This is a genomic window from Larkinella bovis (assembly GCF_042655385.1).
In the GTDB taxonomy this organism is placed as follows: Bacteria; Bacteroidota; Bacteroidia; order Cytophagales; family Spirosomataceae; genus Larkinella; species Larkinella bovis.
Genome location: NZ_JBHSMA010000004.1, coordinates 197,298 through 209,664 on the forward strand (window position 1 = coordinate 197,298; position 12,367 = coordinate 209,664).

The window sequence follows — 12,367 nt, forward strand, 5'->3', positions numbered from 1 at the left end:
ACTCGTCCGTATATTGATATACAAAAAGTATATAATTGGGCGTAAACGGACAACGTAATATACGGGGAAATAGTTTATTTTTCCCCGTTTGTACAGCGCAAAACTCCCCAAACAGGAAAAGACCTGACTGAGGTCAGGCCTATTCCTGGGGGAGAAAGTAAGACCCTAAGCAGGGTTATTTAACTTCTACTTCTGCTCCGGCTTCTTCCAGTTGCTTGCGCAGCGCTTCGGCTTCGTCTTTGGCAACACCTTCTTTTACCGGTTTCGGAGCTGTATCGACCAATTCTTTGGCTTCTTTCAGGCCCAGACCCGTCAGGTCTTTCACCAGTTTCACAACGGCCAGTTTGCTGGCACCAGCGGCTTTCAGGATCACGTCGAAGGACGTTTTCTCGGGAGCAGCGGCAACTTCATCACCACCACCTGCACCACCAGCTACCATTACCGGAGCCGCAGCAGCCGGCTCAATACCGTATTCGTCTTTCAGAATAGCAGCCAGTTCGTTAACTTCTTTTACCGTCAGGTTGACAAGCTGCTCTGCGAACGCTTTCAAATCTGCCATTTTCGTATTCTTGATTAGATTGTTACAAAATTGATTAAAAAAATGTATTGCAAGCCAGATGGCGAGCGATTAAGCCGCTTCGCGCTCCGACAGTGTTTTGAGGATACCGGCCAGTTTGTTGCCACCACTCTGCAGACCCGAAATAACGTTCTTGGCAGGTGATTGCAACAGGGCAATAACGTCACCAATAAGTTCCTGCTTGCTTTTCAGCGTCAACAGGGTTTCCAGTTGATCAGCACCGATGAACAGGCTGTAGTCAACCGAAGCACCTTTCAGCTTCAGCTTATCGTTGCCAGCTTCTTTCCGGTATTGTTTGATCAGCTTGGCCGGTACTTTGCCCGACTCGGCGTGAAACATTACCCCCGAAAATCCTTTCAATACCGTATCATCGAAAGACGTATAGTCAGTATCCAGCGTTTCCAGAGCTTTCCGGATCAGCGTGTTCTTCACCACCACATATTCGATACCCTGGTCGAAGCACATCCGACGCAGTTTGTTTACTTCGGCAACCGACATGCCACTGGCATCGGTGATATAGAAGTAGGGAACTGTTTTGAACTTCTCACTCAGTTCCTCGATAATCGCTCCTTTTTCTTCCCGTGTCATGTTACAGTCCGGAAACCGTCGTTTTATCAATTACTACACTCGGACTCATTGTGCTCGACAAATGAATCGTTCTTACATACGTACCTTTCGAAGACGAAGGCTTCAGGCGCAGCAGGGTTGCAATAATTTCCTGTGCGTTTTCGGCCAACTTATCCGGTGCGAACGATACCTTGCCAATGCTGGTATGAATGATCCCGAATTTATCAACTTTGAAGTCGATTTTACCGGCTTTCACTTCCCGAACCGCTTTGCCCACTTCCGGCGTTACCGTACCCGATTTCGGGTTTGGCATCAAACCGCGGGGACCCAGTACGCGACCCAGCTTCCCTACTTTCGCCATGACGTTCGGCATCGTGATGATGACATCAACATCCGTCCAGCCCTGTTCGATTTTGGTAATGTATTCGTCCAGACCTACATAATCAGCACCCGCTTCTTTCGCTTCGGCTTCTTTATCCGGCGTGCACAGCACCAGCACCCGAACGGTTTTACCCGTTCCGTGGGGCAAGGTGGCCACACCCCGTACCATTTGATCGGCTTTCCGCGGATCAACGCCCAACCGAACGTCAATATCCACCGAAGCGTCAAACTTCGTATATGAGATTGTCTTTAAAATCTCGGCTGCCTGCGCCAATGAGTACTCCTTCGCCGTATCGTACTTGCTCTGAGCCTCTTTTTGTTTTTTAGTCAGTTTTCCCATGATCGTCTCTGAATTCGATTGCTGAAATTAATTATCCCAGGGGGCTTTCCCCGATACCGTGATGCCCATACTCCGGGCGGTACCGGCAATCATCTTCATCGCCGACTCAACGGTGAAGGCGTTCAGATCCGGCATCTTCGTTTCGGCGATTTGCTTCACTTGATCCCAGGATACGGAGCCAACTTTGTTCCGATTCGGCTGGGCCGAAGCGGTTTTAATTTTGGCGGCCTCCATCAACAGAATGGGTGCAGGCGGTGTCTTGATGACAAAATCGAATGATTTGTCCTTGTAGTACGTGATCAGTACGGGGAGCACCATGCCCATCTTATCCTGCGTCCGACCGTTGAACTGCTTGCAGAATTCCATGATGTTCAAACCCTTGGAACCCAGCGCTGGTCCGATCGGAGGAGAGGGATTGGCTTGGCCGCCCTTCACCTGCAATTTCACGTAGCCAACTACTTCTTTTGCCATTGCTTCTGGTTTGTTACGCTAAGCCCTGCGAATGACTAGCCGTCCAGTGGGAAGCATACGACGGCGTTGTCTCGGGCATAGCCAGTTTTAATTTTCCTTTTCTACTTGTGCGTAACTCAGCTCTACAGGGGTATTTCTACCGAAAATTTTGACGACAACATTCAGCTTTTTCCGTTCGTCGAAAACTTCTTCGACGGTACCGATAAAGCCACTGAACGGGCCATCAACTACTTTAACCGATTCTCCTTTCAGGAACGAAACCGTGGGGGTAGCCACTTCCTGCGTCACCTCATCGACCTTACCCAGAATCCGGTTCACCTCCGCCTGGCGCAGCGGCACCGGGATTTTGGTTGGTCCGCTCGAATTGCCCAGAAAACCCAATACCCCGGGCATACTGGTAATCACGTGCATCACCTCTCCGTTGGAGAGATCGGCTGAAATCAAAATGTAACCCGGAAAAAAGGTCTTCTCGCGAACCCGCTTCTTTCCGTTGCGCATTTCGTAGACTTTCTCGGATGGAATCAGAATCTGTGGAACATAGTCACCCAAACCCTGTCTGGCAATTTCATTTTCCAGATACGATTTGACTTTTTTCTCCTGGCCCGAAATGGCCCGGACGACATACCATTTTATTCCGCTTTCCATCGTGATTTCGTTACGATTTGCAATTGTTACTGTCTGAAGATAAACTCAACTCACACAGCGACAATTATGACCTGGCATCAGAACGACTGATAAAATAGGTTCAGCGCGTTCTCAAACAAGAAATCGATGCCTCCTACCAGTAGTGCAAAAATCAGCGACGCTATCAAAACCAGGGTTGAGCTGGCTTGCAGATCGCTGAACTTCGGCCATGTAACATTATGCTGAACCTCCTCCCAGGAGTCTTTCAGAAATGAGGTAACCTTGTCCATCTGTGATGTGATTGGCACGGGTGGAGAGATTCGAACTCCCATCAACGGTTTTGGAGACCGCTATTCTACCCTTGAACTACACCCGTATTTAGTTAGACGAAAGAGAAAAGATGTAAGACAAAAGGTGAGAATCAGTCTTTTATCTTATCTCCTTTCTCTTTCTCCGTATTTCTCCGCTGAAACGGACTGCAAAGTTACTAAATATTCACAAAAAACAAGTGCATCCCCCGAAAGAAATGCACTTATTAGCTGATTCGTGAATTAGTCGAGGATTTCCGTTACCTGACCAGCGCCAACCGTCCGGCCCCCTTCGCGAATAGCGAAACGCAGACCTTTCTCCATGGCGATCTTGTTGATCAGCTGAACCTCGATCGTGATGTTGTCACCCGGCATAACCATCTCTACGTTGGCTGGCAGGGAAATTTCACCCGTTACGTCCGTGGTCCGGAAATAGAACTGCGGACGGTATTTGTTAAAGAACGGCGTGTGACGGCCTCCTTCTTCTTTCGACAGAACGTAAACCTCAGCTTTGAATTTAGCGTGCGGTTTTACCGAACCGGGCTTACAGATAACCATACCCCGACGGATATCGGTTTTCTCAATCCCGCGGAGCAACAGACCTACGTTGTCACCGGCTTCGCCACGATCCAGAATTTTCCGGAACATTTCAACCCCCGTTACAACGGATTTCAGGTTTTCGGCACCCATACCCAGGATCTCAACCGGCTCACCCGAGTTGATGATACCCCGCTCGATCCGGCCCGTAGCTACCGTACCCCGACCCGTGATCGAGAATACGTCTTCTACCGGCATCAGGAACGGCAGATCCGTTTGACGCGGAGGCAGCGGGATGTAGCTGTCAACGCTTTCCATCAGCTCTTCGATGGTTTTTACCCATTTAGCGTCGCCGTTCAGACCACCCAGTGCAGAGCCCTGGATAACCGGAATGTTATCGCCATCGTATTCGTAGAAGCTCAACAGCTCCCGGATTTCCATCTCAACGAGTTCCAACAATTCCGGATCGTCGACCATGTCCACTTTGTTCATGAACACCACCAGCTGGGGAACACCTACCTGACGAGCGAGCAGGATGTGCTCACGAGTCTGGGGCATCGGGCCGTCCGTAGCGGCTACAACCAGGATAGCACCGTCCATCTGAGCAGCCCCCGTAACCATGTTCTTCACATAGTCAGCGTGGCCCGGACAGTCGACGTGTGCATAGTGACGGTTTGCCGTCTGATATTCTACGTGCGAAGTATTAATGGTAATACCACGCTCTCTTTCTTCCGGTGCGTTGTCGATTGACGAGAAGTCGCGTTTTTCAGCCAAACCTTTTTCTGACAAAACTTTCGTGATGGCAGCGGTCAGGGTCGTTTTACCGTGGTCAACGTGACCAATCGTACCAATATTGACGTGCGGCTTGGAACGGTCAAAATTTTCTTTAGCCATTGTTGGAAAAGCTTAAATTGAACTGGTTAATTATTATTGTTTAAAATTTAGCCGTTTCAGAGCCGTTGAGGGGATTTGAACCCCTGACCTCTTCCTTACCAAGGAAGTGCTCTACCCCTGAGCTACAACGGCTTTTTTTACTGACTACTACGAAAAATGAATAATGTAAAATGAAAATGATTGACTCGTCACATTCACCTACACTATTCATTATCTGGAGCGGGAGACGGGGCTCGAACCCGCCACCTGAAGCTTGGAAGGCTACCGCTCTACCAAATGAGCTACTCCCGCTTATTTCGTTTAATGTCTCAGGTTTGACGTTTAATGCCTATTTATTAAACTTTACACCTCAAACGTTAAACCGGTTACTGGTGGGGAGTGGAGGATTCGAACCTCCGAAGGCGTTCGCCAGCAGATTTACAGTCTGATCCATTTGGCCACTCTGGAAACTCCCCTTTTAGCCTGAAAAACTTACTTTTTACTACTTCCAACCGGCACTTCTGCCAACGGAGTTGCAAAATTACATCCTTTTTTTGCTAAGTCAACTATTCCCTTAAAATTAATTTAGGATACTCTTGCCTGTAACCACTAAAAACCGCTCCTGACTTCCTCAGGTAGCGGCTCACAGGATCCCGAAATGCTTATAAACCAATGCCAAAACTCAGCGCCCGAACGTTCGGGCCTTTGCCGTCCTGGAACAGGGGATTCAGGTCATACTTGACAAAAAAGTTGGTGCGGGCAATACCAATATGCGCAATTAGCCCGTAACGGAAATCATTCAGGTAGAAATTGGAGTGCTGCCGTTCTTTGTTACTATCCTGCTCTTTGATTTTTGTGTAGCTATCCACCCGGTAACCCGCATACCCTCCAAAGCCCAGATGGCCCATCTTACGCCCGTTGCTGTTGTAAAAACTCAGACGCGGCACCACGGGCAGGTTCACCGAACAAACCGTCAGCTTACTCTTCCGCAAATCGCGCCCGGCGTCTGCAAATACCACCCCCTCCACGCCTTTCCGGGCAATGACATCGTTGTCGAACATGTAATTATTCCACGATACCTCCAGGCCGTAAAACACTTTCAGGGAAAGGTGTTTGCTCCGGGCCAGCGTCGGAGCCTGGCTGATGGCCAGACTGATGTAGCGGGAACCCAGGGGGCGAAGCCGGTAACTTTCGGCGGGATAATTGGCCATGGGACTTTTCTCAACGAGTGTGTTTAAGCCAATTCCTCCGCCTTCAGCACCAATTTCCCAATTGTCTTTTTTCCGCCGACGGTGGCGGTTGCGATCATTCCAGTCCGAATCCTCATCGCGGTCCGAGCGGTCGTAGCTGCGCCCTTCGGATTCCTTGATCGTTACCTGCACTTCGCCGTCTTTCTGCGTCACCACCAAAATCGTATCCTGCAAATACCGCTGCACTTTATTCTGATCGATGACAATGAACGTCTCGCCGGCCCTGACCGAATCCAGTTTCAGGCCCATATCACGGATAATCTTGTTGATGTCGTAATTGGACAGTTTCCGGATTCCTTCCTTGTCTTCCGAGTGAATCACCAGTCGGGTTTTATTCCCGAATAAAATCACCAGCGAATCGGCTTTCGACCCTTCGGGAGCGGCCCAGAGCAGGCTTCCAAAAAGCATCAGAACGGCGGTCAGTACGTATTTCATGGTTCTATTTGTTGTTTGAATTTTTTCGGAATGTGTTATACCGCAGGTTCTCGTAAGAATCACTAATCTTCTCTTTTCCTTCCTGCACTTTTTCGGTGGCTTTCGCCATCAGCGCACCGGGTTGTACGCCCATTTCTTCCCATTCGATGCGCTCACCCGCCCGGAGTTTGTTGAACTGCCGGAGCACGCGCCCGAGCCGGAATCGTTTTTTCTTCGGTTGCTCTTCACCGGTTTCCGTTAGCTCGTCCGAAGCGGTTTCCGTTGTGGCGACCCACTCCGTCGGTTTGACTTCCGGCATGGCTACCTGTACCACCAGCGTCCGTTCTGGCTGTTTGGCAATCGCAATGGCCGCAACGGGTTCTTCCGGCTGGCGGAGATCCTCTGGCGCCACCCATGCTGCCGGTATTTCAACAACCGAGGGAAGATCATCGACGGGTTTCGGAGCGGTTTTGATCACTACCCGGTGCGTAGGGATTGCCCGGTTTTGCCCCGACACTTCCGGTTCTTTGTACGCTAAAACCGGCTCCTCGCTGGGGGTAGCCTCTCCTTGCGGGGCGGTTTTCTTCGGCCGGTGTTTCGCAATCGGGTTGGTTCCTGCTTTTACAGGATCGGTTTCGCCCCCCGACCACAGCCACCAGGCCCCCAACAGAACCACCGCCACGCTGGCGGCTGCCGCATACCACCAGACAACCGGCGACTGTCGTTGCTCATTGGCGGCCATCCGGCGTTGCAATCCTTCCCAGCTTGCGTGCTGCGGCTTTACAGCATGATCCCTTAACTGCCTGGCAAACAGATCATCAATAGGGTGTTTGCTCATAACTTATCCATTTTTTTTTTACCTCCGTCTGCGCCAGTAATCGTTGCAAAAGTGCCCGGGCCCGGTGCAGCTGCGATTTGGATGTACTTTCGGTGATGCCCATCAACTCGGCGATTTCGGCATGGCTGTACCCTTCAATGGCATACAGATTAAAAACCGTCTTATAACCGGTGGGCAACTGTTCGAGTAAATTCAGTAAATCGTCGGCGACCAGATCCTGATCGGCATACACCGGATCGGCTTCCGGCGGAGCATCGTCCAGGGTGATTTCAGCCCGCCATTGTTTGTTCCGGCGCAGGTACATCAGCGATTCATTGACCATAATCCGGCGAATCCATCCTTCAAAACTCCCCTCGTTCTTATACTGATTGATGCGATCGAATACCCGCATGAAACCGTCCATCAGAATTTCCTCCGCTTCGTAGCGATTGGAGACATAGCGAACGCAGATGCCCAGCATTTTCGACGAATACCGCTCAAACAACGCTTTCTGCGCCCGGCTGTCAGCCCGTTGCAGTGCCGCGATGAGTTGCGTTTCCGTTGAATACCCGAGTAAGCGTCGAATCATGCAGGTCAGGACCGTTTTCAGTAGCAAGATGCAAACCGGTGGAGCACAGGTTGCACGTCAGGCCGAAATTTTTCAAAAAAGAAGCCCGACCATTGCGGGTCGGGCCTGAATTTCTTCAAAATTCCGAGGTTTTGCCGGGCTCGTAATGGATTCCCGATACATAATGCAGCCAGAGAATCCGGGACAAGCGAAAGTTGACCGGCGTTACCAGAATCAGCAACGGACAGATAATCAGCACGTAGGTCCAGCCACCGGGATCATTTAATCCGTAAAAAACCAGAAAACCGGCGACCAGAGCAATTCCTGCCGAAAAGGCGTAACTGACAAACATGGCCCCCCAGAAATAACCGGGTTCGATTTCATAACGCAGCCTGCAGTGCGGACAATGTTCGTACATTTCGTCAAAATGGCGAACGTTGTAAACCGGGTATTTAAAAATTTTACCTTGTCTACATCTGGGACAGAGCCCCGCGGACACGGCTTGCAATTGCGAGACGCTTGACATGTTCTTTACGACTGGTTCGAATCCACAGGAAGATAACAATGGCAACCAGCAAATAGGGTGTCGCCAGCAAATAAATGATGCCGGTATTTAATCCAACGGCCACCTGATTACGGCCATTACTCATCGTACTTTCCACCGTTCCCCGGCACATGGCGCACTGGGCGAACGTGTTGGCCACAGTCAGCAGAAACACGACTCCGAAGGCCACCAGACTTTTCCACCTTTTCATATCCTCTGGACTTAGTGTTGGTAATAAGGAGCTATCAACCAATAAACGACCACGCCCGTAATGCTGACATAAAGCCAGATCGGGTAGGCCCATTTCACAACGGCCCGGTGCCGGGCTATCTGCCCGCTCAGTGCAAAATAAACCGCACGAAGCACAAACCAGACCACCACCACCGACAAGCCAATATGGCTGATCAGCAAAAAATAGTAAACCGGCCGAATCATCCCCTGCCCGCCAAACGACGTTGAGTCGTTCGACAAATGGTACAGGACGTAGCTTACCAGGAAGATAAAGCCCAGCGTAAAGGCCATCAGCATTACATTCCGGTGAGCACTGACGTTTTTCTGTTTAATAAAATACAGACCGATCAGCAGCAAAACCGCCGTAGCCGAATTGATAACCGCATTGATGTGCGGCAGATACGTCGTCCAGGAGCCTAAATCAACTTTCTGGCGAATACCCAGCAGCAGCGCCACCACGACCGGAATAACAATGGCCAGAATGTTGATCAGCCGATTGTATTTCTTACTTTGTTCTATAGGCAAGGTAACCATACACTTGGTGAACCTGTTATTTTGAATTAATATCCAGCAACACCCGGGTTTCCAGCACGAGCCGATCCACGTCAGTTTTCTCGGTTCCGTTGTAAAAGCCCCGGATGTGGCCTTCGCCATCTACCAGTACCAACCCCTCGTACAACGTAAAAGTTTCGTTCTTCCGGCCCGTCATCGGGCGTTGCTTGATGCGGTAATATTGTTCAGCAATAAACGTAGTTTTTAACGAATCCGGTTTGGCGATCAACCATTTATCGGGCCGCACATCCTGCGATTTCAGAACCTGTTGTGCCACGGAATCGCGATCAACATACGATACCAGCCTGATCTCTGGCTTGTCGCTAAAAATATCCTGGATGCGGTTAAGTTGTCCGGTGACCCTGGCACAGGTGGTATCGCAGTCCAGCCCGAGGAACGACGCGACATAGAGTTTTCCTTTCAGTTGGGCGGTCGAAAAGGGTTGCTGATCAGGCAGCTTCCCCACAATGAGCGGCAGGGTGTAAAAAACCGTATCGTGGTTTGTTTCGCCCAATAGCGGGCTGCGAGCAGGGCGGGTTTCGATCTTCCCGGTCTTCGGATCGATCATTGGGAAAAACGTTTGCAGGGTAAACCGGTTTTCGCCAAAGACCTTCAGGAATAAAAAAATAAAAGCCGGAACCACCAACAGGAGCAGGAGGATTCCGGCTTTCAAAAACCGTGACATATTATCTCGCGATGAAGATGAAGCCGCCCTCCATCAGCAGGGCCAGCAACAACCAGACTACGAATATACAGGGAAGAATAATCGCCCAGATCAGCGATTTTACTTCGTGTTTCAAGTGCATGAATTCGCCCACGATATAGAAGGCCTTCACGATGGTCATCAGAACGAAAATTGACGTTTTCAGAAAACCGTGATGCAGCGTGAACGCGATCAGGAACTCGAGGGCGGTCAGAGCGGAGAGAATGATGAACGTTCTCCAGATGGCTTTGGTTTGCGGCTCAGCAATGACGCGGTGTTCCGAATCGTGGTTATGGGCGTGATGATTGGCCATAATTGTATCTTAAAAAGGTTATACCAGATAGAAGAACGTAAAGACGAATACCCAGACCAAGTCGACAAAGTGCCAGTACAGACCCACTTTCTCTACCATTTCGTAGTGACCGCGCCGATCGTATAAACCGAAAGCCGTCCGGTAGAAAATCAGGATGTTCAGCACAACTCCACTGAGTACGTGCGTACCGTGGAAACCGGTGATGAAGAAGAACAGGTCCGCAAACGCCGGAGGCCCGTACTGGTTCTCGACCAGGTTAGCACCAAAGATGGTTCGTTCTACCCATTTTCCATCGACCAGCTCTTTAATAACGGTGCCCTGGTCCGTACCGTGGATAAAGTGCGCCCACTCCCAGGCCTGGCTGCCCAAAAAGGTCAGACCGCCCAGAATGGTCCAAAGCATGTACTTTTCAACAGCCGCCCGATCCATCCGGTGACCGGCTTCTACGGCCAACACCATCGTTACCGAGGAGAAGATCAGGATGAACGTCATGATCCCGACGAACACCAGCGGCAACTCAACACCGTGGAGAAACGGAACGGCTTCATAAACGCGTTCGGGAATCGGCCAGTACAGATTCGAGAAATGGAACTCGCCGTGGATGGCCGGATCATAGGCCTGGTAACTGAAACGGATGAGCCCGTAGGTCACCAGTAAGGCCGAAAAAGTGAAGGTGTCCGAAATGAGGAAGAACCACATCATCAGCTTGCCGTAGCTTGCTTTCATCGGTTCTACCCCGCCCATCCAGGTTTTCTTGTCAAATACTGGCGCGTCGGTTGTTGCAGTAGCAGCCATGCTTTACGAAAATTGAATCAATTAAAATACAGTAAAAAACCGAATAAATAGACCCACAGGATATCCAGGAAATGCCAGTAAGTCGAACAAATTTCAATCTGAGTCAGGTTTTTGGCATGAATTTTCATTCGAAAAGCGGCTCGCAAAGCGAATAAAAGAACAAAAAGACCACTGATCAGGTGAAATGCATGCAGGCCGGTAAAAACGTACATAAACGATCCGGACGGGTTCCCGACGAAGTATACGTTTTGAGCAACCAAGTTTCTCCAACCTATAAATTGCATGACCAAAAAGGCCAACCCAAACGCAAAAGTAATAGAAATTGCTGTTCTCAATACCCCGAAATCATCTTTTTTTGCCGCTCTGTGGGCCCAGTACATCGAGACACTGCTGATGAGTAAAACAACCGTACTATACCAGAAAATCGACGGCATTTCAAACTCCAGCCAGTTCCCTTCGGCCCGCCGGACGAGGTAAGCACTCGTCATAGCGGCAAACAACATCACAATACTCACCACGAAAAGCCACAGGATGAACTTTTTGGGGTTCATCGATAAAGTCTCTTCGGGTTCCTCCGCCATTGGCAGAATTTTAACCGTTTCGCTCATAGTTTGTTATAATTTGTCCAGTAAGAAAGCAATCTGAACGATAGGCAGGTACAGAAATGATCCGAACATAATCTGTAACGCAGCCTTATCCGTCTGCTTTCTCATCAGGAAGAACGTCTGAGCCAAAAATAGAATTCCACAAACCGTGGCAACGAGCGCCGAATTGATTCCTGTCATGCCTAGTTGGTACGGCAACCAGCCGACCGGCAGCAAACACAGGGTATACATCATAATCTGCCAGGTTGTCCGCTCGTCCTTACCACCCGTTGAAGGCAGCAATTTAAAACCGGCTTTGCTATAATCTTTATCGGCTACCCACGCAATGGCCCAGAAGTGCGGGAATTGCCAGAAAAATTGAATCGCAAACAGAATACCCGGCTCCAGACCGTAATGGTTGGTAGCCGCCACCCAGCCAATCATTGGCGGGAACGCCCCCGGAAACGCCCCCACGAACACCGCAATCGGCCCTACTCGTTTTAGGGGGGTATACACAAAGCCGTACAACAACAGCGAAAGAACCGCAATGGCGCAGGCCCGCAGGTTAAAGAAAACAATGAACAAATAACAGGCAACGACAAACAGGATAAAGGCAAAAACGGCCGCTTCCTGCACATTCAGCCGGCCTGTTGGCAGAGGCCGCCCCGCCGTGCGTTTCATCAGCTTGTCGTAATCTTTCTCGAAAATCTGATTGATCGTGTTCGCCGAACCCGTCATCGCCAGTGAAGCAATGAACAACAGGCCCAGCTTCGCCCAATCGATCCCGTGTACGGCCAGACTGTACCCAAACATGCCGGACAGGGCAACAAATGCTGACAAACGAAATTTCAGCAAATCAAAGTACGCTTTGCTTTTGAGAGCGAACGTACCAGCACTTATGGTTTTTGTTTGTTGCAT

General features: G+C 50.1%; 18 protein-coding genes and 4 tRNA genes. All 22 read right to left on the bottom strand.

Going from position 1 to position 12,367, the window contains the following annotated elements:
• Positions 1 to 175: 175 nt before the first annotated feature.
• The 22 genes from rplL to cyoE all read right to left on the bottom strand — a co-directional run bounded on the left by rplL (position 176) and on the right by cyoE (position 12,367).
• Positions 176 to 559: a 50S ribosomal protein L7/L12 gene (gene rplL / locus ACFPMF_RS14680; protein ID WP_379846303.1), complete on the bottom strand. Its 384-nt coding sequence runs from the start codon at positions 557 to 559 to the stop codon at positions 176 to 178.
• Between the two features lie 69 nt (positions 560 to 628).
• Positions 629 to 1,165, bottom strand: a complete 537-nt coding sequence (gene rplJ, locus ACFPMF_RS14685; protein ID WP_379846305.1) for a 50S ribosomal protein L10 — start codon at positions 1,163 to 1,165, stop codon at positions 629 to 631.
• Position 1,166: 1 nt separating this feature from the next.
• A complete protein-coding gene (rplA, locus tag ACFPMF_RS14690) occupies positions 1,167 to 1,865 on the bottom strand; it encodes a 50S ribosomal protein L1 (RefSeq protein ID WP_379846307.1) in 699 nt (232 codons plus the stop codon).
• Positions 1,866 to 1,892: 27 nt separating this feature from the next.
• Positions 1,893 to 2,336, bottom strand: a complete 444-nt coding sequence (rplK, locus tag ACFPMF_RS14695) for a 50S ribosomal protein L11 (protein ID WP_379846309.1) — start codon at positions 2,334 to 2,336, stop codon at positions 1,893 to 1,895.
• A gap of 87 nt (positions 2,337 to 2,423) precedes the next feature.
• Positions 2,424 to 2,981 carry a transcription termination/antitermination protein NusG gene (gene nusG, locus ACFPMF_RS14700; protein ID WP_379846311.1) on the bottom strand — a complete coding sequence of 186 codons (558 nt, stop codon included), beginning with the start codon at positions 2,979 to 2,981 and terminating at the stop codon, positions 2,424 to 2,426.
• A 77-nt stretch (positions 2,982 to 3,058) separates the two neighbouring features.
• Positions 3,059 to 3,250 carry a preprotein translocase subunit SecE gene (secE, locus tag ACFPMF_RS14705; protein WP_038119864.1) on the bottom strand — a complete coding sequence of 64 codons (192 nt, stop codon included), beginning with the start codon at positions 3,248 to 3,250 and terminating at the stop codon, positions 3,059 to 3,061.
• Between the two features lie 12 nt (positions 3,251 to 3,262).
• Positions 3,263 to 3,336: transfer RNA gene (locus ACFPMF_RS14710), tRNA-Trp, on the bottom strand.
• A 175-nt stretch (positions 3,337 to 3,511) separates the two neighbouring features.
• Positions 3,512 to 4,699 (bottom strand): elongation factor Tu, encoded by a 1,188-nt coding sequence (tuf, locus tag ACFPMF_RS14715; protein WP_379846313.1) that lies wholly within the window; start codon positions 4,697 to 4,699, stop codon positions 3,512 to 3,514.
• A 60-nt stretch (positions 4,700 to 4,759) separates the two neighbouring features.
• A tRNA-Thr gene (locus ACFPMF_RS14720) sits at positions 4,760 to 4,831 on the bottom strand.
• Positions 4,832 to 4,914: 83 nt separating this feature from the next.
• A tRNA-Gly gene (locus ACFPMF_RS14725) sits at positions 4,915 to 4,990 on the bottom strand.
• 78 nt (positions 4,991 to 5,068) lie between these two features.
• Positions 5,069 to 5,154: transfer RNA gene (locus ACFPMF_RS14730), tRNA-Tyr, on the bottom strand.
• Between the two features lie 186 nt (positions 5,155 to 5,340).
• Positions 5,341 to 6,363 carry an outer membrane beta-barrel protein gene (locus ACFPMF_RS14735; RefSeq protein WP_379846315.1) on the bottom strand — a complete coding sequence of 341 codons (1,023 nt, stop codon included), beginning with the start codon at positions 6,361 to 6,363 and terminating at the stop codon, positions 5,341 to 5,343.
• A gap of 4 nt (positions 6,364 to 6,367) precedes the next feature.
• A complete protein-coding gene (locus ACFPMF_RS14740; RefSeq protein WP_379846317.1) occupies positions 6,368 to 7,180 on the bottom strand; it encodes a hypothetical protein in 813 nt (270 codons plus the stop codon).
• The gene (locus ACFPMF_RS14745) at positions 7,161 to 7,748 is read right to left on the bottom strand and encodes an RNA polymerase sigma factor (protein WP_379846319.1); all 588 of its coding nucleotides are present in this window, start codon (positions 7,746 to 7,748) and stop codon (positions 7,161 to 7,163) included. The genes ACFPMF_RS14740 and ACFPMF_RS14745 overlap by 20 nt, the downstream gene beginning before the upstream one ends.
• A 115-nt stretch (positions 7,749 to 7,863) precedes the next feature.
• On the bottom strand, positions 7,864 to 8,145 hold the full coding sequence (locus tag ACFPMF_RS14750; RefSeq protein WP_379846321.1) for a DUF983 domain-containing protein: 282 nt from the start codon (positions 8,143 to 8,145) through the stop codon (positions 7,864 to 7,866).
• 52 nt (positions 8,146 to 8,197) lie between these two features.
• Positions 8,198 to 8,482: a hypothetical protein gene (locus ACFPMF_RS14755; RefSeq protein ID WP_379846323.1), complete on the bottom strand. Its 285-nt coding sequence runs from the start codon at positions 8,480 to 8,482 to the stop codon at positions 8,198 to 8,200.
• An 11-nt stretch (positions 8,483 to 8,493) separates the two neighbouring features.
• Positions 8,494 to 9,036, bottom strand: a complete 543-nt coding sequence (locus ACFPMF_RS14760) for a DUF420 domain-containing protein (RefSeq protein WP_379846325.1) — start codon at positions 9,034 to 9,036, stop codon at positions 8,494 to 8,496.
• A 16-nt stretch (positions 9,037 to 9,052) separates the two neighbouring features.
• Positions 9,053 to 9,739: an SCO family protein gene (locus ACFPMF_RS14765; protein WP_379846327.1), complete on the bottom strand. Its 687-nt coding sequence runs from the start codon at positions 9,737 to 9,739 to the stop codon at positions 9,053 to 9,055.
• 1 nt (position 9,740) lies between these two features.
• Entirely contained in the window at positions 9,741 to 10,070 is a 330-nt protein-coding gene (locus tag ACFPMF_RS14770) for a cytochrome C oxidase subunit IV family protein (protein WP_379846329.1), read from the bottom strand.
• Between the two features lie 18 nt (positions 10,071 to 10,088).
• Complete coding sequence (locus ACFPMF_RS14775; RefSeq protein ID WP_379846331.1) at positions 10,089 to 10,865, bottom strand: cytochrome c oxidase subunit 3; 777 nt, start codon at positions 10,863 to 10,865, stop codon at positions 10,089 to 10,091.
• 17 nt (positions 10,866 to 10,882) lie between these two features.
• Positions 10,883 to 11,473: a cytochrome c oxidase subunit 3 gene (locus ACFPMF_RS14780; protein WP_379846333.1), complete on the bottom strand. Its 591-nt coding sequence runs from the start codon at positions 11,471 to 11,473 to the stop codon at positions 10,883 to 10,885.
• Positions 11,474 to 11,479: 6 nt separating this feature from the next.
• Positions 11,480 to 12,367 carry a heme o synthase gene (gene cyoE / locus ACFPMF_RS14785; protein WP_379846335.1) on the bottom strand — a complete coding sequence of 296 codons (888 nt, stop codon included), beginning with the start codon at positions 12,365 to 12,367 and terminating at the stop codon, positions 11,480 to 11,482.

Bases quoted from the DNA above. Each gene is read 5' to 3' on its own strand.
- rplL (WP_379846303.1), bottom strand. From the start codon at position 559: ATGGCAGATTTGAAAGCGTTCGCAGAGCAGCTTGTCAACCTGACGGTA.
- rplJ (WP_379846305.1), bottom strand. From the start codon at position 1,165: ATGACACGGGAAGAAAAAGGAGCGATTATCGAGGAACTGAGTGAGAAG.
- rplA (WP_379846307.1), bottom strand. From the start codon at position 1,865: ATGGGAAAACTGACTAAAAAACAAAAAGAGGCTCAGAGCAAGTACGAT.
- rplK (WP_379846309.1), bottom strand. From the start codon at position 2,336: ATGGCAAAAGAAGTAGTTGGCTACGTGAAATTGCAGGTGAAGGGCGGC.
- nusG (WP_379846311.1), bottom strand. From the start codon at position 2,981: ATGGAAAGCGGAATAAAATGGTATGTCGTCCGGGCCATTTCGGGCCAG.
- secE (WP_038119864.1), bottom strand. From the start codon at position 3,250: ATGGACAAGGTTACCTCATTTCTGAAAGACTCCTGGGAGGAGGTTCAG.
- tuf (WP_379846313.1), bottom strand. From the start codon at position 4,699: ATGGCTAAAGAAAATTTTGACCGTTCCAAGCCGCACGTCAATATTGGT.
- ACFPMF_RS14735 (WP_379846315.1), bottom strand. From the start codon at position 6,363: ATGAAATACGTACTGACCGCCGTTCTGATGCTTTTTGGAAGCCTGCTC.
- ACFPMF_RS14740 (WP_379846317.1), bottom strand. From the start codon at position 7,180: ATGAGCAAACACCCTATTGATGATCTGTTTGCCAGGCAGTTAAGGGAT.
- ACFPMF_RS14745 (WP_379846319.1), bottom strand. From the start codon at position 7,748: ATGATTCGACGCTTACTCGGGTATTCAACGGAAACGCAACTCATCGCG.
- ACFPMF_RS14750 (WP_379846321.1), bottom strand. From the start codon at position 8,145: ATGTACGAACATTGTCCGCACTGCAGGCTGCGTTATGAAATCGAACCC.
- ACFPMF_RS14755 (WP_379846323.1), bottom strand. From the start codon at position 8,482: ATGAAAAGGTGGAAAAGTCTGGTGGCCTTCGGAGTCGTGTTTCTGCTG.
- ACFPMF_RS14760 (WP_379846325.1), bottom strand. From the start codon at position 9,036: ATGGTTACCTTGCCTATAGAACAAAGTAAGAAATACAATCGGCTGATC.
- ACFPMF_RS14765 (WP_379846327.1), bottom strand. From the start codon at position 9,739: ATGTCACGGTTTTTGAAAGCCGGAATCCTCCTGCTCCTGTTGGTGGTT.
- ACFPMF_RS14770 (WP_379846329.1), bottom strand. From the start codon at position 10,070: ATGGCCAATCATCACGCCCATAACCACGATTCGGAACACCGCGTCATT.
- ACFPMF_RS14775 (WP_379846331.1), bottom strand. From the start codon at position 10,865: ATGGCTGCTACTGCAACAACCGACGCGCCAGTATTTGACAAGAAAACC.
- ACFPMF_RS14780 (WP_379846333.1), bottom strand. From the start codon at position 11,473: ATGAGCGAAACGGTTAAAATTCTGCCAATGGCGGAGGAACCCGAAGAG.
- cyoE (WP_379846335.1), bottom strand. From the start codon at position 12,367: ATGCAACAAACAAAAACCATAAGTGCTGGTACGTTCGCTCTCAAAAGC.